The 22,341-nt window shown below is 67.2% G+C and carries 20 protein-coding genes, 1 pseudogene and 1 other annotated feature; of the genes and pseudogenes, 6 read left to right on the forward strand and 15 right to left on the reverse strand.

All coding sequences use genetic code 11. From position 1 onward, the window contains the following. Positions 1–67: 67 nt before the first annotated feature. Together Q8X39_RS18680 and Q8X39_RS18685 are read right to left on the reverse strand one after the other, a co-directional pair. Positions 68–1,294, reverse strand: a complete 1,227-nt coding sequence (locus Q8X39_RS18680) for a serine hydrolase domain-containing protein (RefSeq protein WP_305751205.1) — start codon at positions 1,292–1,294, stop codon at positions 68–70. Positions 1,295–1,383: 89 nt separating this feature from the next. Further along, the gene (locus Q8X39_RS18685; RefSeq protein WP_305751206.1) at positions 1,384–2,220 is read right to left on the reverse strand and encodes an alpha/beta fold hydrolase; all 837 of its coding nucleotides are present in this window, start codon (positions 2,218–2,220) and stop codon (positions 1,384–1,386) included. Positions 2,221–2,493: 273 nt separating this feature from the next. Here Q8X39_RS18685 and Q8X39_RS18690 point away from each other — a divergent pair, with 273 nt between their 5' ends. Together Q8X39_RS18690 and Q8X39_RS18695 are read left to right on the forward strand one after the other, a co-directional pair. Beyond that, positions 2,494–3,147 (forward strand): response regulator, encoded by a 654-nt coding sequence (locus Q8X39_RS18690; RefSeq protein WP_305751228.1) that lies wholly within the window; start codon positions 2,494–2,496, stop codon positions 3,145–3,147. Positions 3,148–3,182: 35 nt separating this feature from the next. Further along, positions 3,183–4,505, forward strand: a complete 1,323-nt coding sequence (locus Q8X39_RS18695; RefSeq protein WP_305751229.1) for an ATP-binding protein — start codon at positions 3,183–3,185, stop codon at positions 4,503–4,505. A 235-nt stretch (positions 4,506–4,740) separates the two neighbouring features. Here the strand turns inward: Q8X39_RS18695 and Q8X39_RS18700 are convergent, their stop codons facing one another. From Q8X39_RS18700 to Q8X39_RS18735, 9 genes are all read right to left on the reverse strand, one after another. Then, entirely contained in the window at positions 4,741–5,691 is a 951-nt protein-coding gene (locus Q8X39_RS18700) for an IS481 family transposase (RefSeq protein WP_305751207.1), read from the reverse strand. A 270-nt stretch (positions 5,692–5,961) separates the two neighbouring features. After that, complete coding sequence (locus tag Q8X39_RS18705; protein WP_305751208.1) at positions 5,962–6,165, reverse strand: hypothetical protein; 204 nt, start codon at positions 6,163–6,165, stop codon at positions 5,962–5,964. Next, the gene (locus Q8X39_RS18710; protein WP_305751209.1) at positions 6,162–7,043 is read right to left on the reverse strand and encodes a DUF6920 family protein; all 882 of its coding nucleotides are present in this window, start codon (positions 7,041–7,043) and stop codon (positions 6,162–6,164) included. Before Q8X39_RS18710 ends, Q8X39_RS18705 begins: the two co-directional genes overlap by 4 nt. Before the next feature lie 29 nt (positions 7,044–7,072). Next, a complete protein-coding gene (locus Q8X39_RS18715) occupies positions 7,073–8,182 on the reverse strand; it encodes an Acg family FMN-binding oxidoreductase (protein ID WP_305751210.1) in 1,110 nt (369 codons plus the stop codon). Then, entirely contained in the window at positions 8,179–8,484 is a 306-nt protein-coding gene (locus tag Q8X39_RS20560) for a DUF6064 family protein (RefSeq protein ID WP_369538126.1), read from the reverse strand. The genes Q8X39_RS18715 and Q8X39_RS20560 overlap by 4 nt, the downstream gene beginning before the upstream one ends. A 241-nt stretch (positions 8,485–8,725) precedes the next feature. Beyond that, entirely contained in the window at positions 8,726–10,606 is a 1,881-nt protein-coding gene (locus Q8X39_RS18720) for a SulP family inorganic anion transporter (protein WP_407068036.1), read from the reverse strand. Positions 10,607–10,630: 24 nt separating this feature from the next. Further along, the gene (locus tag Q8X39_RS18725; RefSeq protein WP_305751211.1) at positions 10,631–10,915 is read right to left on the reverse strand and encodes a cytochrome c3 family protein; all 285 of its coding nucleotides are present in this window, start codon (positions 10,913–10,915) and stop codon (positions 10,631–10,633) included. 230 nt (positions 10,916–11,145) lie between these two features. After that, positions 11,146–11,484 carry a BON domain-containing protein gene (locus tag Q8X39_RS18730; RefSeq protein ID WP_305751212.1) on the reverse strand — a complete coding sequence of 113 codons (339 nt, stop codon included), beginning with the start codon at positions 11,482–11,484 and terminating at the stop codon, positions 11,146–11,148. A 198-nt stretch (positions 11,485–11,682) separates the two neighbouring features. Further along, positions 11,683–14,427, reverse strand: a complete 2,745-nt coding sequence (locus Q8X39_RS18735; RefSeq protein ID WP_305751213.1) for a cation-translocating P-type ATPase — start codon at positions 14,425–14,427, stop codon at positions 11,683–11,685. 423 nt (positions 14,428–14,850) lie between these two features. Here Q8X39_RS18735 and Q8X39_RS18740 point away from each other — a divergent pair, with 423 nt between their 5' ends. The 3 genes from Q8X39_RS18740 (at position 14,851) to Q8X39_RS18750 (ending at position 18,328) form a co-directional block, all read left to right on the forward strand. Further along, positions 14,851–15,693, forward strand: a complete 843-nt coding sequence (locus tag Q8X39_RS18740; protein WP_305751214.1) for an alcohol dehydrogenase catalytic domain-containing protein — start codon at positions 14,851–14,853, stop codon at positions 15,691–15,693. 1,164 nt (positions 15,694–16,857) lie between these two features. Further along, a complete protein-coding gene (locus tag Q8X39_RS18745; protein WP_305751215.1) occupies positions 16,858–17,361 on the forward strand; it encodes a single-stranded DNA-binding protein in 504 nt (167 codons plus the stop codon). Between the two features lie 76 nt (positions 17,362–17,437). Further along, on the forward strand, positions 17,438–18,328 hold the full coding sequence (locus Q8X39_RS18750; RefSeq protein WP_305751216.1) for a DUF932 domain-containing protein: 891 nt from the start codon (positions 17,438–17,440) through the stop codon (positions 18,326–18,328). Positions 18,329–18,561: 233 nt separating this feature from the next. On the opposite strand, the gene Q8X39_RS18755 is transcribed toward Q8X39_RS18750, so the two are convergent. The 4 genes and pseudogenes from Q8X39_RS18755 to Q8X39_RS18770 all read right to left on the reverse strand — a co-directional run. Continuing rightward, positions 18,562–19,023: a hypothetical protein gene (locus tag Q8X39_RS18755; protein ID WP_305751217.1), complete on the reverse strand. Its 462-nt coding sequence runs from the start codon at positions 19,021–19,023 to the stop codon at positions 18,562–18,564. Next, entirely contained in the window at positions 19,020–19,769 is a 750-nt protein-coding gene (gene stbB, locus Q8X39_RS18760) for a StbB family protein (protein ID WP_305751218.1), read from the reverse strand. The genes Q8X39_RS18755 and stbB overlap by 4 nt, the downstream gene beginning before the upstream one ends. Then, a complete protein-coding gene (locus tag Q8X39_RS18765) occupies positions 19,766–20,137 on the reverse strand; it encodes a hypothetical protein (protein ID WP_305751219.1) in 372 nt (123 codons plus the stop codon). Before Q8X39_RS18765 ends, stbB begins: the two co-directional genes overlap by 4 nt. A 712-nt stretch (positions 20,138–20,849) precedes the next feature. After that, a pseudogene (locus Q8X39_RS18770) lies at positions 20,850–22,013 on the reverse strand (IS3 family transposase); the annotation flags it as partial. After that, positions 21,670–21,786: a sequence feature (AL1L pseudoknot), on the reverse strand. (Overlaps the previous pseudogene by 117 nt.) On the opposite strand from Q8X39_RS18770, the gene Q8X39_RS18775 reads away from it, so the two are divergent. Continuing rightward, complete coding sequence (locus Q8X39_RS18775) at positions 22,012–22,284, forward strand: hypothetical protein (RefSeq protein ID WP_305751232.1); 273 nt, start codon at positions 22,012–22,014, stop codon at positions 22,282–22,284. The pseudogene Q8X39_RS18770 and the gene Q8X39_RS18775 sit on opposite strands and share 2 nt — an antisense overlap. Positions 22,285–22,341: the final 57 nt, after the last annotated feature.

The following is a 22,341-nucleotide window of genomic DNA, read 5'->3' on the forward strand; positions in this document are numbered from 1 at the left end:
TGACGGTCATCTCCGGTGGCGGTGACCATTGCCGATACATGCCGACAGGCTATCGGACGCCAGACGATCAAGGCGCCATCGACTGTTGCCTGAGCACCTCGGCCAGTGCCTGGTCGATGCGTCCCAGCACCCAGCTGCTGCCGTCCTCGGCGACGGAGCCCGTGTTGCTCAGGCCGAACACGGCGAACTCGCCGGTCCGGTCGACCACCACCTCGGCCATGAAGCCGGGCTCGTGACCGGTGTGGGTCAGCAGCATCCGCCTGGGCGTGGCCACGGCTTGCCAGCCCCACACGTAGCGGCCGTCAGCAGCGGCGCGCAGGTCGTTCACGTAAGCCTGCGGCAGCGGCGTGTGCTCACCCCGCAACGCCCGCACATGCCATCGCAGCCACTCCGCGTAGGCCGCACCGGTGCAGGCCCAGTTGCCGGCGGGCGCGATGATGTCCAGCCAGTCCTTGGTGGCGAGGGCCTCTTCGGTGGCCTCGACCACGGTCAAGGCACCGGCCGCACCCTCGTGTCCCCACAGCAGGTCGGAGGGATCGGGCACAGGCGAGCGCCAGGCGCCTCGCAGTGCCAGCGGATGCACCAGCTCGTCGTCGAACACGGTCTCGAAGGCCTTGCCGGTGCGCGCCTCCACGATGGCGGCGGCCAGCACATAGCCCGCGTTCGAATAGTGGAAGTCGCGCCCCGGCACGATGCCGTCCACGGGCGGCTGGGCCAGCAGCCAGCGGGCGAAGTAGATGCGGCGACCGGTCATGGTGTCCGGCAGGGGGCGGGCGTCGGCATCAACAGCCGCGATGAAGGCGTCCTCTTCCGGGCCACCGCCGTTGAAGGCCGGAACGCCGCCGCGGTGGTGCAGCAGGTCGGCCAGCGTCACCTGTGCATAGGCGGGATGGATCTCGCCGGCCCATTCGGTGAAGACTTCCATCACGGTCAGCAACAAGGCGGGGCCGCCGCGCTCGGCGAGCGCCACGATCGCAGCGCAGGTCATGGCCTTGGTGTTCGAGCCGATGGCAAAGCGGTCCTGCGTGTCCACCTGGGTGCCGTGGCCCAGTCGGCGCTTGCCAGCCACAGCCACGCTGCTCGACCGACTGCTCACCTGGCCTAGCACCAGACCCACCAGTCCCGAAGCGACCGCGGCGTCGGCCTGGGTCTTGAGCACAGCCATGGTCCTGCCCTGCGCCGATTCGTCGGATCCACCGCCGCACGCCGTCAGGCCCAGGCCCAGCCCGCTGGACAGCAGCAGTTGCAGCACCGAACGGCGGTGCAAGGGGGGAGAGGTGGTGCGACTCGACATGCGGAAACCTCGACGTTGCGATGTCAGGCAGTGTGCGAGGCGGCACCCAAAGAGAAGCCAAAGTCCGCGTGCCCGAAGTCCTCCGCAGATCAGCGCCGTGCCGGCGTGGTTGCCTCGTTCAACAGGCGCTCGATCGCCTGAACCACGCGCTCGGGCGCATCGCGATGGAGGTAGTGCCCGGACGTCGGCACCGTCTCGGCAGAAGCACCCAGGCGTTGCTGCCAGTCCAGGCGCAGCCGCATCAGCACGTGCTGGAACTCGTCGGTGTCCAGCGGGCCGAAACGGCCCGAGAACAGCAGCCTTGCGGGCAACCCCGACGGCCACGGCGGCAGCCCGTCCAGGCATTGCGCCTGGGCGTCGAACTCGGCGCGCATGGTGGGCGTGAACACCGTGCTGCGCAGGCCGCTCAGCAGCGCGGCCGTCTTCGGCGTCTCGCGTTGCAGCGTGGCCCCATGCTCGGGGTGGGTGGGGTCCAGCAGCAGCAAGCCGGCCGTCTCATCCGGGTACAGGCGCGCAAACACGTCCTGGTACAGGCCGCCCAGCGAGTGGCCCACCAGCAGATACGGCGGTGGCACCTTGGCGTCGCGCAGCGCGGCGTGCAGGTCACGGGCGACTTGGCAAGGGTCTCGGGGCGAGGTGGTCGAAGGGCTGTCGCCATAGCCCGGACGATCCAGCGCGAAGACGCGGTGGCTCGCCGTCAGCTGGGGCCAGACCGTGCTCCAGGTCATGCGGCCGTCGCCCAGACCGCTCTGCAGCACGACGACGGGTGTCGTCTCCGGGCCACTCAGCGCGTAGGCCATGGTGCCGACAGAAGCCGCCGTGTAGCCCTGCCGAGGAACCTGCGCGCAGGCGGCCAGCAGGAACGAGCCGACGAGCGCGGCCCAACCATGGCGACGATGAAGCACTTGAACAGGACGTTGATGCATGAGGATCGGTGTTGGAGGTTTCGGACGCGAGACGGCGAACCGGGCGCCAACCATGCCAGGGCGGCAAGCTCGCAAGCTGCGCCGAACCGACGCGCGCGTGAACGACCTCGCTGTGCGGGTGTGGGGTGGCCACAAGCGGTCGAGCCGTGCATGCAGGCCGCCCAGCGAGTGGCCCACCAGCCCATGGCACCCGGATGTCGCCTTCGCATGGCTCACAGTGTCGAGCCGGGCAGCTTTGGCTTTCCCAAAGGTCGGGCCGCTACAGTGAATGTCATGCACATCCTGCTGGTCGAAGACGACCTTGATCTGGGTACCGCGTTGATGGCCTCCTTGAAGGCCGAAGGCGTGAGCGCGCAATGGGTGCGGCGCGCCGCCGATGCCCAGGCCGCGCTCGGGCCCGAGGTGGATCTGGTGCTGCTGGACCGCGCCCTGGCCGGCCAGGAAGGGCTGGACCTGTTGCGCCACTGGCGCACCCGGCGCATCACGACGCCGGTGATCGTCATCACCGCGCGGTCCGCGCTGAGGGATAGGCTCGAAGGCCTCGACGAAGGGGCCGACGACTACCTGGTCAAGCCCTTCGAGATTCCGGAGCTGCTGTCACGCGTACGGGCCGTGCACCGCCGCCATCGGCAACAGGCCAGCGAGTTGTGGGAACTGGGCGATCTGACGGTGTCGCCGCACTCGCACCAGGTCTGGCTGAAGGGCGAGTTGCTGGCCTTGTCCGCACGCGAGTTCCAGCTGCTGGTGGCCTTGGCCAAGGACACCGGCACGGTGGTCCCCAAGCAGGTGCTGGGGCAGTTGCTGGAGCCGCTGGGCGACCCGGTGGATGCCGCCACCATCGAAGTGCACCTGTCCAACCTGCGCCGCAAGATCGGCGCGGAGCGCATCCGCACCGTGCGAGGCGTGGGATACCAGCTCAGGCCATGAGGAGGCAGGCATCGCTGCAAGGGCGACTGTTGCGTGTGCTGCTCCTGGCGGTGGTGATGATCGCTGCGGTGCTCCTGGGCCTGGACTACCTGTCGTTCAGGACGGGCATGGCCGATCGTCTGGCGCAACGTCCTGCGGCCGAGGCCCTGGGCGAGGCGCTGGGCGAGGCTGACGAACCGGTCGCCGCAGCCATCGTGCGGGCCACCGAGCTGCAGTTCAACCGGACGCGGCGTGCCTCCGGCTTGCCCGGCATCGAAGACCTGGCCTTCGAGCTGCAGACGCGCGACGGGCGGCGGGTCTATGCCTCGGCAGCCTTGCAGGGCCAGGTGTCGTTGACGCCGTTGCAGGCGCGGCAAGAAGTCATCCAGCTGCGCGGGCGCGGCTACTGGCCCTGGCTGCACGAAACCGCACGCTGGCGGGTCATCCTCCTCGAACCGGTGGTGCAGGACAGCCTCGTGCTGCGTTGGCTGGGCGGTGGGCTGCTGCCGTCCCTGCTGGTGGCTATTCCGCTGCTGATGCTGCCGCTGTGGTGGGCTGTTCGTACCGGGCTTGCGCCACTGCGCCGCCTGGTCTCGGCTCTGGCCCAGCGGGATGCCGCCGCGCTGACGCCTTTGAAACTCGACCTGCGCCATGCCGAGCTTCAGCCCATCGTGGGTGCTATCGACGGCCTGCTGGCGCGTGCACGCCAGCATCTGGAGCACGAGCGCGCTTTGACGCACAACACCGCGCACGAACTGCGCACCCCGCTGGCAGTGGTCGCGGCCCAGGCCCATGCGCTGGCCACCGCGCCCGATGCCGCGGCGGCCGAGGCTGCACGGCAGGGCATCGAGCGCGGCGTGCAGCGCACATCGCATCTTGTGGAGCAGATGCTGACCTTGGCAGGGCTGGAGTCCCCGGGCGCACCACGGGCCACCGAGGCCATTGACCTGGTGGCGCTGTGCCGCCAGCACCTGATCGACCTCACGCCCCTGGCCGATGCCCGCGGCATCGAGATGGCCCTGGTGTCGCCGGAAGACTGTCGGGCAACGGTGGTTGTTTCGGCCCTGCACTCCATCCTCGACAACCTGCTGCGCAACGCCCTGAACCACTGCCCGCCCGGCTCGCAGATGGAGTTGCATCTCACGCGGGAGGACGGTCAGTTCCGGCTCGAGGTGCAGGACAACGGGCCGGGCATGCCGGCCGAGGAGCGCGCGCGTGCCTTCGAGCGCTTCTTCCGAGGACAAGGAGCCGGCCCCGGCTCGGGCTTGGGGCTGGCGATCGTGAATGAGGCTGCCCGGCTGCTGGGAGCACGGGTATCCCTGGCAGACAGAGATGGAGGACCGGGACTTCGAGTGACCGTCGAGTGGCGCAACGGCTGACCGTTGATCCAGCGAATGACTGCTCCGGCTCCTTGGGGCGACCGCAATGGGTCGGCCAGCGCCGGTCGGGCACGCGATCTCACCGCCGGAAAGCTGACACCAAAGTTGAGCGACCGGATAGCCGACGTCCGCGGTCGGCAGTGGCCGACCCTTCAGCGACACCCACGTCGCCGAATTCGAAGCCCGGAAGCGGTCACACCACGTGCGAGTCGATCGTGCGACGACCGCAGGCTGGCTAACTGTGAAGAGTCAACAGGTTCTTGCGCGAAGCAAGAAGCCTGGAGATAGGCGGCAAGCACCCGATGCCGTGGTGCTGCCGGTGCCAGTTGTAGAAGTGGTTCCAGACGGGCAGCGCCAGGCGGCGCTGCTCGGAGTTCTCGTAAGTGCGGCCGTAGGCCCATTCACGCAGGGCAGACTGGATGAAGCGCTCGGCCTTGCCGTTGGTCTGTGATCGATAGGCGCGGGTGAACTTCTGCGCGATGCCCAGGTTCTTGCAGGCGCCCGCGAAGGCGGCGGAGCGGAAGGCCGAGCCGTTGTCGGTGAGCACCCGTTCGATGGGCACCTGTAGATCGGCAAAGTAGCGCGTGGCCTGTTGAACGAAGTCCACGGCGCTGGCCTGCTTCTCGTCCGGGTAGGTCCGCGTGAAGGCGATGCGGCTATGGTCGTCGACGGCCACGAAGACGAACTCCCAGCCGACATGACGGGCACGTTGGGTGCGGTCCCCCGTGATCCGGTGGCCGACCTTGTCGAAGCGGCCGAGCTTCTTGATGTCGATGTGAAGCAGCTCGCCAGGCTTCTCACGCTCGTAGCGCTGAACCGGCTCCTGCGGACGCAGGTCGCTCAACCGCGACAGCCCGGCGCGGCGCAGCACGCGGCTGACAGTGGCCTTGGACACGCCCGTGTACGTGGCGATGCTGGCCTGCAGAAGCAGCTTGCGACGCAACTCGATGATGGTGGCGGCCACGCGCGGGTCGATGCCTCGTGGCGACAAGTTCGGGCGCGAGGACTTGTCGAGCAACTGCTCGGCACCGCCAACGGCGTAGCGAGCCAGCCACTTGCGCGCCGTCACGGCGCTGACCCCGTGACGAGCCGCAGCTTCTGACGTCGACAGGCCACGTTCGGTCATGTCTTGGACCATCTCCAGGCGGCGCAGGTAGGTCAATCGGGCATTCTTATGGGTGTTCATCCGGACGAGGGCTTGAGTGGGACGGGCGGTTTGGCGATTGCCAGTCTCTCAAGACCTCTTCGGGTGAACACCCGCAACAACCTATTCAACCTTCACACCTAGGTCGGGCCGAACGACTGCTTCGTGGCGGCAGCCTGGACATCTGCTCTCGGCCAATTGCAGCCGCCCACCCCCGGCGGCTTTCGAGCAGTTCAATCTGGTCGCCGCCAGATCTTGGTCGGCGGTGCTTCGCCAGATGCGCTGCGTCAAGGCTCTTCGGCAAAGCGGTGTTCACCGCACCTTCACGCGCCCTTTGTCTTTGAGCTTGCGGTCCGGACAAGCAATGACCTGGGCGCCAACGTTCAGGCCGGTCTTCACCCAGGCGCTCACACCATTGCGTGCTTCCACGCTGACTTCCTTCACGTTGGCATGGCCGCCTTCCAGAATGAAGATGTCGGGGCGTGACCGGATGGGAAACAAGGCGCTCAGCGTCATGGCAGGAACTCATGGCTCAGCGTCTTGACGTGCCCGACGAAGTAGACCTGGCGACCCGCGGGCCGCACCCAGGCGGCTTCACCGGTCATCGGGACCAGCATGCCGCCCTGCCGCTGGTACTCCGAGAAGGCGCAGTCCCATGGCAGCATCAACATGACCTCGTCCTTCCCCGCACCTGCACCCCGAGCCTTGGCGTGCACCGAGGCGATCAAGCCGGCATCGTCGAACCGGAAGAGCAAGGTCAAGGTGATCGGGTCATCGATGAGGGTGGCACGGGCGGACGCGTTGTCCACCGCCTCCCAGCGCACGCCCTGGCTGTGCAGCAAGGCGGTGGGATACCACGGGCTTTCCGCAAAGTAGCGCATGAACTCGCCGCGTGCGATCTCGCCCTCGCCTTGCGAGTCGGCCACGGTGAACAAACCCGCCACCTTGGCGATCAGCCTGCCGTTGCCGGCGATGTAGCTGTCCTCGACGTGCGCGGGCAGGCCGGGGAACATGAACACCTGGGCATCCCACAGGAAACCCGGCCTGCGGGTGACCACCCGCTGCCGCGATGTGAACGGCTTCCATTGCTCGCCGGCTGCCGACATGTTCATCGTGCCGGTCATCTCGATCCTGGCTGCCGCGATGATCGGTTGCCCGTCGGTCAGCACCTGGCGGAAGTAGCGCCCCACTGGCGGCGGCAGGCCCTCGAGCTCATGCGCGTCGAAGCGCGCGGGTGATGGCAGCCGGCCCTGGGCGCCAACGCTGCCCGATTCGAGCTGGGTGGTGTGCGTGCGAACCAGTTCGGTCCACCGGGTGGCGCCAAGGGCGCGCAATCCGATCGCAAGAACGACCAGTGCGGCAAGCGCAATTCCGACCCACAGCAGCACCGTCATCGTTGTTCCTTGGGCTCTCGCCGTGTCGATCACACCAGGACGGCCTCGACCGGCCGCCGCAGCGAGCGCGGCAGAACCGGACCACGGCCGAAGCGCACGACGAGGTCCGGCCGCTGACCACTCAGGCCCAGTGCGGCGGCGAAGGGCGGCCGCAATGCCGCCACTTCAACCGGCTGGTTCAGGAAGGCATTGCGGATGCCCAGGGCGGTGGCCTGCAGCGCGAAGCGCTCGTAGCAGCGCCCGACTTCAACCCAGTGCGCCTTGTCGGCGGCCTGGCCGACGAAGACCGCGATCCCTGCAGAGCTGCGCACCTGCCGCACGTACTTGTCGTTCTCGCCCTTTGCGGTCAGGAGCCAGCGAAACGCCACATCACCAATCCATGACGGGATGTTCGGGTTGCCGGACGACGCGCTGTAGAGCCCGTCACGCATGCGAATGGCGTCAGCGCCATTGAAGCGGATCCAGTCCTTCAACTCATTGACGAAGGCAACGTCGGCCAGCTGCGCCGAGTTGCCTTGAATCACGTACTCCAGCGTCTGCTCCATCGCCGCGCGCTCCGTCAGCAGCAGCAGGCGCACGGTGTCGGAACTGCCGGCGCGCTGCAGCAGCGCCAGTTCTTCGCTGGACAAGGCCTTGCCGTCGTAGTGACCACGTGTGCATTGGCGCAATGAGAGGGCCGTGAACAAGGGCGTCGTCTGCGCTCGGGTGGGTTCGAGCAACACGCGCACGGCATTGCCGGCCGCGTCGAACTTCGCATCGCCCTGGAGGCCGTGGGCGAGCGCCGCCTGGATCAGGTTTTCGATGGCGCAGCCCAGCGAGACGAAGACATGATGGTTGTCCGGGTCGACCGCAGGGCATCTGCGCGCGGGGTCGGGCAGGACGCTGATCCAACGAAGGTTGGCATCGAGAGCGAACTTCCAGCATTGGGAGTTGTGGCTGGACGGCGCCAAGGTGGCACAGCGGACCAGTTCCCGCCCGAGCGCCGCTCCGCTGAGATCCGTCACCGCACCCTGCTGCCAGGTGCGCTCGGCGACCGCTTCGTAGCCGTCGGACGCAGGCTCCGAGGTGCAACCGGACGACGCCAAGGCACTGGCCGCCAGCAAGGGCGTCGAAACGGCGAACTGTCTGCGTGTGATCATGGTTTCAATGTCCGAGACCGTTGACCGGCGGTCGCTAGAAGGCCCATGACCACCACGCCGGCGGCGATCAGGCCAAGGTCAGACTGCACGCCCAGTGGAAATGAAGCTTGGGCGCCGACAAGGCACCACAGCAACAGGGCGAACAACGGGCTTCTCGGCGTGGGCGGCACTGCGAAGCAGAGGAGGCCGGGAGTGAAGATCGTCGTCGGGCACGGCCGGCCGAAAGTCGGCGTTGCCGGACAGGAATGTCCGACGTAGGCCGACCGTACCGGGTACACCACCAGGGCGAACGCAATGGCCAGGGCAACGAGGAGCCATTGCGCTGGCTACACGGCCATGTTGTGGTCAAGGAAGACCCCGTAGAACTCATCAACCGCGAACGGGAGCGCCATGGCCGACTAGCCTTGACGACCGGCGGGATCTGGGTGTCGTGGAGCCTTGGCTGAGCCAGTGGGAACTCAGAGACGAGCAAGGCCACCCGTGTGGGGCCAACAAGACCGCCGACTTGCTTGGAGTTCGCCATGGCTGGTCCCTGGGTTGGCGTCATCGGGATGGCCGTGGCGTACCGAGTGGCTCTGCCGAAGAGCCTTCCTGCGTACGGTCTGGCGTTGCGCCTGCGATGCGGTCCTCCCAGTCCAGCCAGGCCACCGGCTCCGCTTCAAGGTAACGGCTCACCGCCTCGCCCAGGGTCGAGAAGAAGCGATGCTCGCCGAGGCTGGAGAAGAGGCCGAAGCGCTTGAGCTTGTCCTTGACCGGATCCTTCATCTCGGCAAAACACAGCTCGATGCCCGCTTCGCGCAGGGTCTTGTCGAGTTCGTCCAGTGCATCGGCGGACGTGACGTCCACGCTGGTGATCGGTTCGGCGCCGACGACCATCCACCGCACGGGCGTGGGTGAATCAGCGACGGCGTCGAGAACCCGGCACTTGAACAGCTCGGCATTGGCGAAGAACAAGGGCGCGTCCCAGCGGAACAGCACGAGGCCCGGCACGACGCGCGCCGCGGGATGGCGCGCAATGTCGTGATAGCCCTTGACGCCGTCGACACGGCCCAGCACGGCCGAGTGCGGTCGCCAGCCGTCCCACAGAAACTCGATGACAGCCACGACGATCGCCAAGCCAATGCCGGGCATCGCGCCCAGCAGCGCCACGCCGAGCAGGCAGCCCTTCGACAGCCAGAACTCCCAGCGCTGGATGCGCCAGATGCGGCGCAGGTCGGCGACTTCGATCAGGCCGATGGCCGAGGCGATCACCACGGCCGCAAGGGCGGCCACGGGCAGATCGCTCAAGAGACCAGGGGCCGTCAACAGCATGGCGCCGACAGCCAGTGCGCCGATCACACCGGTGAGTTGTGTCCTGGCGCCCGCAGCCTCTGCCACCGGCGTGCGTGAGGCACTGGCGCTGATCGGAAAGCCCTGGAACAAGCCGGCGGCCAAGTTGGCCGCGCCCAGGCCCACCATCTCCTGGTTGGGGTCGACGAAAGCGGCCGTCCGCCCGGCATAGGTCCGCGACAGCACACTGGTGTCGGCGAACGAGATCAATGCCACCGCCAGCCCACCGAGCAGCACGGGTGTGATGTCGCTGGCGCCCATCGTGGGCAGGGAGAAGCCGGGCAGGCCCTGCGGCAGCGCGCCGAGGACGGGCACGCTCGCCGTGGTGTCTGTACCCGAGGCCAGCTTTTGCAAGGTGACAACCAGGTTCGCGCCAGCGACGGCGATCAATACCCCCGGCACCCTCGGACGGCGCCTGAAAAGGAGAACCGTCAGCAGCGTGCCGGCGCCGATGCCCAGCGCCAACAGGTTCGTCTTGCCCGCCAGCAGGGCAGACACGAACAGGCGCGATTCGTCCAGCAGTCCATGGGCATCGACACTGAAGCCGAACAGGGCCGGCAACTGGCTGGCGATCACCGTCAGTGCGATGCCATTCATGTAGCCGTAACGGATGGGCTTGGACAGCAACTCGGTGATGAAGCCCAGCCGAGCGATGCCTGCGGCGACGCAAAGCGCACCGGACACCAGCGCCATCATGCCTGCCAGCGCGATGGTGCGTTGCGGGTCGCCGGCCGAGAGCGGCAGCACGACCGCGAGGATGAGCGCAGCCAGCGAAGAGTCCGGCCCCAACACCATGATCCGGCTGGGCCCGAACAGCGCGTAGGCCAGCAGGCTGGCCATGGTCGCGTACAAGCCGCAGATGCCGGGCAGGCCCGAGGCGACGGCGTAGCCGATGCCCACCGGCACCAGCACGGCCGTCAAGGCCAGACCGGCCACCACGTCGTGCGGCAGCCAGGCCATGTCGTAGTGGCGAAGGACTTGCCAACCTGGTAGCCAGCGACTCCAGCCGGCCTGATGGCTCGCCAACTGATGTTGCAGCGGCCGCGCAACGCGGCCTTTCTCCGGCAAGGTCGATGGGGGGGTGGGAGGGTTCATGGAGGACATCGCACTGACAGGCGTTCAGTCTCTTTCCCGGCCGCCCTTGCCGCGTTCTCTCTGGCCCTTGCCTTCATCCTCGCCGCTGGTACTGCGGTGGCAGCGCACGCAGTTGTCCAGGCTCTCGGAAACGCCTTCTTCAAGGTGCTTGGCCTGCATGTTGGCCGGCGTGTGCTCGTGGCAACCGTAACAGGTGTATTGCTTGTCGTTGTTGCCGGTGTGGCAGGCCATGCAGTTATGGTCGTTCAGCTGCTGGTGGAACGACACCTTCAACCAATTGACATGGACGATCGCGACGCCCCTGTTCATCCGAAGACCGAAATCCGGTAGCTTGTGTCATGCGATGCACCGGTCTGCCGTGGCGCCGCGCAGGGGCTGATGGCAGGCAAAGCTATTGGTGGTCCATTCGGCATGTCCACCGTCATGGGCCCGGTCACCACAGGCTCGGAGTAGGCCGAACACTGCGCAATCGCTCATGCGCAAACGATCAAAGCCGAGGCGGCGACGCGACGGATCACAGACGTGAACATGGTCAAGCGCTACTTCTTCATCGTGAGTTCGTCGTGAATGGTGTGCGTGCCGTCCGAGGCACGTGCGATCTTGATCGCCTCGTCAATCTGTGCCTGGCTGTCGAGCACCCCGATCAGCCGGACATCGCCTTTCAAGGTCACGACATTGATGTCGAAGCCCTTGAGCAGGTCGCTTTGCCGCAAGGCGGTCCTCACGTGCTCGGTCACGTCGATGTCCGAGACATTCGCGACGGTTGCCTTGGACGCAGACGTCGGCACCGGTGCCTCCGGCTGCTTGGAGCAGCCGCTCGCCAACATCATCGTGGCGAGCAAGGCGCCGCAGACCCACACGCCGGTGTACTTGTTCATGTGAGGACGCTCCAGTTGTCAGGTCAGCTTGTTCTGACCTGACCGCCACCGTGACATGCTTCATGCCGCCTGTCCGTGCGGTGGAGAACACGGTCACGTGATCCTCGATCCGCAATCCCGCTGCCATCGCGATGGTGCCGCCCACGTGGACAGCGCGCGGCGCACATGGACCGACGGTCGACGATCGCAGACCTGCCCTCACGGAACGGGACAAGTCGGCGCCTGCGCTTCAGGTTCGGCACGAATGTTCCGCCACCCGCGCAGCCCCAGCTTGCGAGCCTCTTCAAGCAGAAGGACCGACGAGGCAACCCCTGCGGCAACACACGCGTCCGCCCACGCCATGCCTGTGGTGCCGAAAAGGCGCGTGGCAGGCCCCCAATGCGTCGCCAGCATCTGCAGCAGGAGCGCTGCGCCCAGTGACACCCACAGCATGCGGTTGCTGAAGAACTGCGCGTTGAAGGCCGATCCGTTCTCGTTGCGCGCATTGAAGACATTGAAAAGCTGGAAGAACACGAAGGTCGTGAAGGCCATCGTCAACGCGCGATCCTGCGGCCCGGTCTGCAGCCCGTGGTGCAGCACGCCCAAGGTACCGATCATCATCGTGGTGCCGTAGGCAACGACACGCGCGACACGCTTCAGCGGCAGCACCGGCTCGCCCCGTGGACGGGGAGGCTCGTTCATGATGCCGGGGCGCGCGGCGTCAAGCGCGAGCGAGACGGCCGGCGGCCCGTCCATGATGATCGCGACCCACAGGATCTGCAGCGCGGTGAAGGGCTCGGGCAGGCCCAGCAATGGCGCAGTGAAGACCGTGAGGATCGCGCCGATCGTCGTCGACAGCTGGAAACGCAAGAACTTGAGGATGTTGTCGTATAGCGTGCGACCGTGACGCACGGCGGTGACGATGGTCGAAAAGTTGTCGTCGGTCAGCACCATGGTGGCGGCCTCCTTGGCCACCGCCGTGCCGGCCACGCCCATGGCCACACCGATGTCGGCCTGCTTCAAGGCGGGCGCATCGTTGACCCCATCGCCCGTCATCGCCACGACGTGGCCCTTGGCCTGAAGCGCGCGCACGATCGCCACCTTGTTGCCTGGCGACACCCGGGCAAAGACGGCCACATCGTCAACGGCTTCTGCAAGCTGCCGCGCGTCCATGCGGTCGAGTTCCGCGCCCGACACGGTGCGGCCCGCGAGTCCCAGCACCCCGGCGATGGCGGTTGCGGTGGTCTGGTGGTCGCCCGTGATCATCTTGACGGCGATGCCAGCGTGCTGGCACTCGGCGATGGCTTGCCTGGCTTCGGCACGCGGCGGGTCCATCAGGCCGACCAGTCCGACGACACACAACTCGTCGACGAAGATTGACAGGTCGCCGGTCGCATCGAAGCCACTGGCCGGCAGCGTGCGCGTGGCAATCAGCAGGCCGCGCAGCCCGCGTCCGCCGAGCGCCTGGTAGTCGGCGTCGAACTGCAATCGGCGCGGCGCGTCGATCGGCTGCGGCAACTCGGCCGTGTTCGAGCTGGTTCGCCAGGTCGAACAACGGGCCAGCAGCACGTCAGGCGCGCCCTTGACGAATACCTGAACCTGCTCGCCGTCGGCATGAAAGGTCACCATGAACTTGTGGGCCGAGTCGAAGGGCAATTCGGCGACGCGCGGCAAGGTGTGCTCGACCACTTCGCGCACCACGCCGCCCTTGGCGGCCAGCACCAGCAGCGCAGCCTCCATCGGGTCGCCGATGAATTTGCCATCCTCGATGCGGCTGTCGTTGCAAGCCACCAGCGCTTGCAGCAGCGCGGTCAGCTCGGCCGCAACCATGGGTTGTGCTGATGCAGCGCCTGATTCGGTGATCGAACCCTTCGGGTCGTAGCCCTCGCCCGATACCTCGTACGTCCGGCCTTGGCATCCGAAGGTCGTTGCCGTCATCTGGTTCAGGGTCAGCGTGCCGGTCTTGTCCGAGCAGATGACGGTGGTGCAACCGAGGGTCTCGACACTGGCCAGTCGCTTGACGATCGCGTGCTGGCGGGCCATCTTGTGCATGCCCAGCGCCAGCGTGACCGTGACGACCACGGGCAAGCCCTCCGGCATGGCGGCCACGGCCAAGGCGATGGCATCCAGCAGGATGTGCGGAAGGTCCTTGCCGCGCAGAAGCTGCATCAGCGACAACAAGGCCACCAGCGTCAACGCCATGGCGCCGAGGCACTTCGCGAGCTGGTCGAGCTGAACCTGCAAGGGAGTCGGCACCTCGACGGTGGCCGCCAGGTCACGCGACAACTTGCCCATCTCGGTGTGCGAGCCGGTGGCCGTCACCAACACTTCGGCGCGCCCCCGAGTCAGCAACGTGTTCATGTAGACCATGTTGCTGCGGTCGCCGAGCGGCGCGTCTTCGCTTGCGAGTGGTTCGCACTGTTTGGCTGCAGGCTGGGATTCGCCCGTCAACGCTGACTCATCGACCTCAAGGCCCGCAGCCACGATCAGCCGGCCGTCGGCGGACACGCTGTCCCCCGCTTCGAGCAGCAGGATGTCACCGGGCACCACCGCTTCGGCGTCGATCTTCTGGCTGCTGCCATCGCGCCGCACGGTGGCGCTGGCCGGCAGCATGGATTTCAGCGCGTCCAGGCTGCGTTCAGCGCGGTACTCCTGGTAGAAGCCGACCAGCGCGTTGACGACGACGACGGCCAGGATGACCGAGGCATCCTTGACGCTGCCGACCCATGCCGCCAGCAGCGCTGCGCCCAGCAGGATGACGATCATGACGCTCTTGAACTGCGCCAGCAGCACCCGCCAGGGTGAGCGCGGAGGCGTGACGGGCAATGCGTTCGGTCCCCACTTCGCCAGGCGCTCGATGCGCTGCTGACGGCCGAGACCGACCTCCGCTCGCACGTCCAGTGCCGACGCGACGGCGTCCGCAGTGTCCGTGTGCGCCGCCGTCGGCAGTTGGGCGCATGTCAAGGCGTGCGCCTCTGATTCGGCGTCGTGCGATCGTGTCCGCGCAATGCAGGGGCAGTCCGCCGTAGCGGTTCGTACTTGGTCATGTTGCCTTTCGAGCGGGGCTCCTATCCGGCTTGCGCGCTACCGCCCGCAGATGGTTGCTCGCAGCTCTTGCCCATGCCCGGACTGGCCGTGTCGCTCGCTGCTCGCAGCATGAACCTGCCCTTCGCCAGGGTCTGTGTGACAGCCCACCAAGCATCCCTGACGAGCTCGGTGCTGCGGCCAGGTCTGCACCTCATTCCAGCCGTCGTCGCCTGGCGCACTTGAGCGATCCGTGTCCCTCCGCACAGGCCCCGACCGGGATCGGTCGCACCGTGCCTGATGGTCAAGGTCTCCTGTCGCGAGATGGCGGATCACCCTCGAACAGTGCCAAAGCATCACGCGATGCAAGCCCTGATCTACAACGGACCCGGCAACAAGAATCTCGAAGACCGGCCCAAGCCCGTCTTCCAGGCGCCGACCGACGCGGTGGGCGCTGGCGTGACCGCCTTCAAGTCCGGTGACCGGGTGCTGATCTCCTGCATCAGTGCCTGCGGCCGCTGCGACCTCTGCCGCAAGGGCATGTATTCGTGCTGCACGACCGGCGGCTGGATCCTGGGTAACAAGATCGATGGCACCCAGGCCGAATTCGTTCGGATTCCATATGCCGACACGAGCCTCTATCCGATCCCCGCTGGCGCCGACGAAGAAGCGCTGGTGATGCTGAGCGATATCCTGCCCACCGGCTTCGCGTGCAGGGTGCTCAACGGCAAGGTACAGGTGGGCGGCAGCGTGGCCATCGTTGGCTCCGGGCCGATCGGTCTTGCTGCGCTGCTGACCGCGCAGTTCTATTCGCCTTCGCAGATCATCATGATCGACCTCGACGCCAACCGCCTGGCGGTGAGCCAGCGCTTCGGGGCGACAGACATCGAAGCAGTGGGCATTCCGGCCACCTTCGAACTCTGCCAGGACATCGTCTCGCCGGGCGGCAACATCGCCAACGTGGGCGAGCACGGCGTGAAGGTCGACCTGCACCTCGAGCGGCTGTGGTCGCACAACGTCACGATCACCACGCGGCTGGTGGACACGGTGACGATCCCGATGCTGCTGAAGACCCTGCAGTCCAAGCGCATCGATGCCGGCAAGCTGATCACCCACCGCTTCAAGTTCGACCAGATCCTCTCGGCCTACGAGACCTTCGGCAAGGCATCAAGCACCAAGGCGCTCAAGGTCATCATTGAAGCCTGAAGGCGGGTAGCCATGGCCGCCGCTGCCGTCTTGCAACCCGTGACCGTCATTCCGGTCCGCCCGTTCGGGGGCAAGGCCAGCCCCTTGTGCCGCGCCTTGAATGGCGACGCTTTGCATCACTTCACGCCACCTTCGGACCACGGTACGGAAACGACCGGCTGCTTCGGGGCGCGGAATTCAGGGTCGCGGATGTCGATTCAGGGGCGATTTGAGCCCGCCGGGGCAAAGAGGACCGGTCGATCGCGGTCCGAGGTCTCGCGTGGCTGTCACGCACGTCCCCTGTTCCAACGCATTGATGACGCTCATGGTGGCTCCGGCTGCCGGGCTGGATGTCGGCTTGATGGTGCCTACCGAGCGTAGGCCCTAAGACGGCGACCGGCAGCGCGCGCTGCATTGCTGACTTCCACCTTTGACTCCATGCGTCCCCTCGCTCCGCTCGGTCGGGCCGTTGCGCTTCGCGTCGAGTCTTGGGACTGCGTCCCGCGTCTCGCCCCCGTTGGGCTGCCGTCCCTGACGCAACCCGGCCAGGCCGGCCCTGCCGGCGGGATGTCGACGCGCGGCCCGTTCCCGTGCCCGGTGATCGCGGGCCTGACCGCCCAGATCGCCTGAGCGGCTGCGCCGCCCAGGCCGGCCCGCTGGCCGAACAGCCGGTCGTCCCGCTTCGCGTGCTTCGCGGCTGATCGACCTCACCGGTCACCCGCCACGCCCGTTGCCGGGCCGCGCGAAGCCCATCCCAACCGCCGATCCGGCTCACCCCGTCTCGCCCGCCGCGCCAGTCGTCCGCTGACGCTCCCTTGGTGTCACGCCGGCCGCAGAGCCGCCGGGGTTCGGGTCATCGCGGTCGACTTCGATGCTCTTCGCCGCCCGCAGGCGGTTGGCAGCCCTGCGCCAGACCGGCCCACCGCGCTCCCCCCACCAGCCCCCGTCCTGTGGGCGAGGGGGACTTGTGGGGGGATCTTTCAGCGTTGGGCCAGGAGACTGGCGCACCGCACCGGCTGCTGGGATTCAACACCACCCTTCCCCAACCCCTTCCCGTGAGGGAAGGGGCCTTGCCCACCCCCCGCCCGCCCGTGGGCGGGTGCGAGGAAGGTCCAAGCGAGAGGATCGGTTTCCAGGGACACCCGGATCGGGGCCCGGCCGATGCGCTCACGCAAGGAGTCCGTCATGGCCCACGTCCACGTCACCCAGCGCCACGCCCACCTGGCCGGCGCCGTCAAGCTCGACACCGTCAACGGCCGCGAAGGGCCGATCGCCCGTGCGGTGCTCACCGCCATCAGCAACACCCGCCGCGGATCCGGCGACCAGCGCCACGAGGACGCCACCGCGATCCAGTGGACCCTGTGGGGCGCCCAGGCCGAGAACGCCGCGCGCTACCTGGGCAAGGGCTCGCACGTGAACATCGTCGGCCGGGTCCGGAATCACCGCTACGAGAAGGACGGCGAGACGGTCCACACGCTGACCTTCACGGCCGACGAGATCGACTACCTCGACAGCCGCGCCGAGTCCGAGGCCCGCCGGGAACGCGAGGGCCAACCCGAGCAGCGCGACGTTCACGGCGACGATAACGAGGCCCGCACGCCGGCCACCGCCGCCAGCGCGCACCAAGGCCGCACCCGCCCGAGCCACAAGCCGCGCAGCGACCGCCAGGCCCGCCCCAGCGCGGCCTGAACCGGCACGACCCGTCCCGACACGACCGGGTCGGCCTGGCTGGCCCGGTTCCTTCCCGCACCCGCAGGAGATGACCATGCACCCGTTCACCCCGTCCGCTTCGACGCCGTCGACCCGCCCGCAGCTCGCCACCCGCTTCGCCCGCAACACCCGCGTCCACCGCAGCGACACGCCGCTCGACGACGAGCAGTTGCGCCTGGCCGCGCCGTCCATCTTTGCCGAGGGCAAGCACGCCAGCCGCTCGGAGCGCTACACCTACATCCCGACCATCGAGGTCCTGCGCGGCTTGAAGCGCGAAGGCTTCGAGCCCTTCATGGTCGCGCAGAGCCAGAGCCGCATCGAGGGCAAGACCGCCTACACCAAGCACCTGATCCGCATGCGCCACGCCGGGCAGGTCCAGGCCCGGGGCCGCGACAGCGAGGCCAACGAGATCATCCTGATCAACAGCCACGACGGCGCCAGCGCCTACCAGATGCCGGCCGGGGTCTTCCGCTTCGTGTGCTGCAACGGCCTCGTGGTCGGGCAGGTCGCGCGCGACATCCGCATCCCGCACAAGGGCCACATCGAGCACGAGGTCATCGAGGGCGCCTACCGCGTGCTGGAGGACTTCGCCGCCGTCAACGAGTCGACCGCGCAGATGAAGGCGATCCGCATGGACGAACCGGAAGAACGCGCCTTCGCGACCGCCGCCCTGGCCTTGCGATTCGGCGAGACCGTCGACGGCCAGCACCCCGCGCCGGTCAGCGTCGACCAGCTCATGATGCCGCGCCGCTTCGAGGACATCGGCCCCAGCCTGTGGCACACCTTCCAGCGGGTCCAGGAAAACGCCCTGCGGGGCGGCCTGCCCGGTCGCAGCGCTCAGGGCCGCCGCATCGAGACCCGGCCGGTCGGCAGCATCGACCGCAGCGTGAGCCTCAACTGCGCCTTGTGGATCCTGGCCGAGGAGATGCGCGGGCTCAAGGCCTGATCCCGGACCGATCGGGGCGGCCGATCCGCCCCGGTGATGGATCGGGACCCGGATTCATCGCCCCCAAGCCCGCGCGCTGGCGCCATCGTGGAGCCAGCGCGTGTTCGTCGTGTCGGACGCAGGACAGGGGGGGGGCTCAAAAAACGGCTCGCCGTCCGCTTGGCGGCCGGCTCGCGAGGCCCGGCACCGGCCCGTCGGGGACCGGGTGCCGGGCAGCCTTCGATGCGCGCGCGTCAGTGCCTCGGCAGCAACATGATCACGACGTAGGTCAGCGACGCCGAACTCACCGCCGTCAGCGCGTGCGAGATCCAGTCCCACCAGGGGTGATCGAGTCGCTGGTGCAACTGGTCCAGCGGGCCGACAAGCCGCGCCAGGCTGGGCCGCAGCAGGTCCGCGAACATCTGGTTGGCCGCCTTGTTCATCGCCTCGGCCTGGGCCGCCGCGATCTCTTCGGCCTTCTGCGTGGCGAGGGCCTCGTTGCGCTGGCGGGCGTCCCGCTCGGCGGCCAGCTTCAGGTCGTGGAGCTGCTTCTGAAAGACGTTCGTCTGGTGCCCCAGCGAGAGCGCCGCACGCACGAAACTCTTGTCGGCACCTTCCAAGATGAGCTGGCAGCGCTCGAGCCGGTCCAGCAGCTTGCCGAGGTCCCCGATCGCTTCGGCCAGCAAGGCTTCGCGGGTGGTGTTCGGGTGGCTCATGGCGTGGTCCTCTCGGGGCTGTCCGTGGCCGGTGCCTTCGGTCCCGTGGTCCCCAGGCCCAGGGCCGCGAAACAGGCGTCGAGTTCCGGGACGACACCGAGCGCGAGGCGTCGTGTCGCCAGACGCTGGGCCAGCGCGAGTCGCTCGGTGCTGTCGGCGGCCCGTTGGATCAGGGCCTTGTAGTCGGTCGTGTCGGCGGCCAGGGCCACCAGGTCGGCGCCGCTGCCCTTGATGCGCCCGTAGATCTCGTTGCTGCCGAGCCGGCAGGCCAGGGACAGTTCGGCCGAGCGCGTCATCTGCGCGAACGACAGCACCGGCTCGAACACCCGTTCGAGCTCGCTGCCGTCCTCGACCATGTTGAAGACCACGCGCACCTTGGTGGCAGGGATGCCGATGCGCGCCAGTTCGGCCAGCGTGGCAATGGTGTCCTGCTGTTGCTTGGCGGCCGGCACCGTCGGGATGACGTAGTGGTCGAAGTCCTCGTGGCTACCTTGGTAGCGACGCATCAGCCCGAGCAGTTCCTCGACGTTGCTTGCACCGATGTCGACCACCACGTCGTCGACCACCTGCAGGAACTCCTGCAGTTCGGCGAACTGACGGCCCCGGATGACATGGTCCTGGTCCTCGCCGGCGTTGATGCTCTCGATCGAGATGAGCGCGGCGCCGGGCAGGCGAGGGGCCAGCAGGTGGCGGGCGATCGTGGTCTTGCCCACGTTGCCCGAGAAGCTGATGACGGCGACTTTCATGGCGGGTTCCTCTCCTGCAGCAGGGGGTTGGTGATGCGGCTCTTCATGAAGGCCTCGGCGATGGCCTGGCCGCTGCGGGTGTCCGAGCTCAGGCCCGACGGCAAGGCTCGAACGGGTCCGACCGCCGTCGACGTCACGGGCGACATGGGCCGTGCCAGCAAGGCGGCGACCGGTGGACTGCTGGCGCCGCGAACGCGGACCACCTCGCGGTACACGGTGCTGCGGCCGACCACCACGCCGACCGAGCCCAGCGCGAGGCGGATGGCCTCCAGGCTGTGACCGGCGCCATGCAGCCGCTGGATCTCGGCGGCATACGCCAGGGCCTTGCGGGTGGCTCGGCCTGGCGGGCGCGTGGGGTGCAACTCCATGTCGTCGGTGGGTGAGGGCGACGAGCCGAGTCTGGTGCGGAGTCCCCGGCTTGTGGGCGATGACTTCGGGGACCGATTCGTCGTGCGGACAGCCTGGGACGAATCGGGACGACGCCGATGGCGGCGATGACGGAGACGGTGGCCTCAGGTGTTCCGGTCGTGTTCCGGTCCCGTTCCGCTCTTGTTCCGGATTCGTGCCGGTCCTGTTCCGCTCGTGTGCCGGTTGTGTTCCGGTCGCGTGCCGGCTGGAGGCCTGAGCCGGGGTGCTTCGTGGTCGCTGAGAGGGCCTAAAACGATGGATCGGCGCGCGAAGTCACCGATTCAATGCCTTCGATCGAGGTCAATACAGAAGGCGTGGGTGAGTGCAGAGATAGGCGCAGTGGCGCCAGTTGTCGGACACGGTCGAACCTGCCCTACGAGGTCAGGAACCCGACATGTCCGCGAAATCGGGTGACCGGATCAGCGTCGACCTGCAGGGCCTGAAGGTAGAGCTTGTGGCGCGTGCCGACGATCGCGTTGCGCCGTCCAGCGGGTGTCGCTGCGCATGCGGCAGGTCCACGCGCTGGCCTTGAACGAAGCGGCCCGCCGCGCGGGTTTTGACCTGGGCGACTACGTGGCCGGACTGCTCGATGGTTTGGCCGTGCTTGGTAGCGGGGATGGCGACCGGCTCGCGTGCCTCGCGGAGGCCTCTTCGTTGAAGGCAGACGATCGCGGCCTGACCAGCGCGTTGAAAATGGTCGAGGTCCTCGAACTCTGCCGGCGGCAGATATCCCAGGGGCTCCATCAGCCGGTGGTGGTTGAACCAGGACAACCATTCCGGCGTGGCCATCTCGACGTCCTGCTTGGTATTCCAGGGGCCGCGCCGGTGGATGACCTCGGCCTTGTTCAAGCCTTTGATGGTCTCGGGCCACGCATTGTCATGGCTGTCGCCCGTAGATGACACCGAGGACTCGATGCCAGCCTCGGTCAGGCGCTCGGTGTAGCTAATCGACAGGTATTGCGATCCCCTGGGGAATGGCAAATGAGGCTGTCCTGCTTGGCCGGGCGGCGTGCGTACAGCGCCTGTTCCAGTGCGTCGAGCACGATCTCGGTGTGCATCGAACTGATCTGGCGCCAGCCGACGATGCGCCTGCTGAAGACGTCCACGACGAAGGCGACGTAGACCCAGCCTTGCAAGGTCGAGACATAGGTGAAGTCCGAGACCCATAGCTGGTTGGGACGCTCGGCGCGGAACTGTCGATTGACCCGATCCAGCGGGCACGGCGCCTTCGGATCGGCCAACGTGGTGCGCACCGCCTTGCCCCGCCGCACACCGTGCCAGCCGTGCTGGCGCATCAACCGCTCGACTGTGCAGCGCGCCACGGCCTTGACTTCGCTTCGGCGTTGACGCTAGACCGAAAATCGGCGCCATAGACCTGCAGGTTGGCGTTCCAGACCGCTTCGATCTTGGGCGCCAGGGCCATGTCGTGCAGCGCCCGAGGGTTGCAAAGCAACGGCCGCCTGCGCCTCGCCGCATTGCGCCGATATGCCGACGGAGCGATCTGCAGCACCGCGCGGATCGGCTCGACCCCGTGGGCATCACGGCGTTTGTTCACCAACGCGTACTTCACTTCAGCCGGCAGTCGAGCTCGGCCCGGGCGAAGAACGCGCTGGCCAGCTTCAGGATCTCGTCGGCATAGCGCAGCTCGCGGTTCTCGCGCTCGAATTCGCGGATGCACTGCGCCTCCGCCGTGGTCATCCCATCACGCACGCCGGTATCGCGTTCGTGCTGCTTGACCCAGTTGTCCAGCGTCTACGCCGTGCAACCGATCTTGCCGGCGATCGACTCGATGCACGCCCACTGCGAGGCATCTTCGTTGCGGTGCTCGTACACCATGCGCACGGCACGCTCGCGCACCACGGAAGACAACTTCGACTTCCTGACGATGGCTTCATTTTCTCAAATCATGGAGCCTCCGCGGAAGGAGGGGCGGTTCAGGCGGGTTAACGGAACATCCTTTAAGGGGGGGCAAATGTCCAGCTACTTGTTCACGCCGATGATTTACAAGCCGAAGGTAAATGTTGCACGCTTGACACGCGCTCAATATTGGCACAGCGTTTTTGCGGTCAGCAAGAACTGGGCGGCGCCGATCAAGGATGAGTCATGAGCCATGCGGTTGTCCCGACTACATTGACAGCTTCGATTCACACAGGAGACGAGTCAG

This window comes from Leptothrix discophora (assembly GCF_030705305.1).
GTDB lineage: Bacteria > Pseudomonadota > Gammaproteobacteria > Burkholderiales > Burkholderiaceae_C > Sphaerotilus > Sphaerotilus discophorus.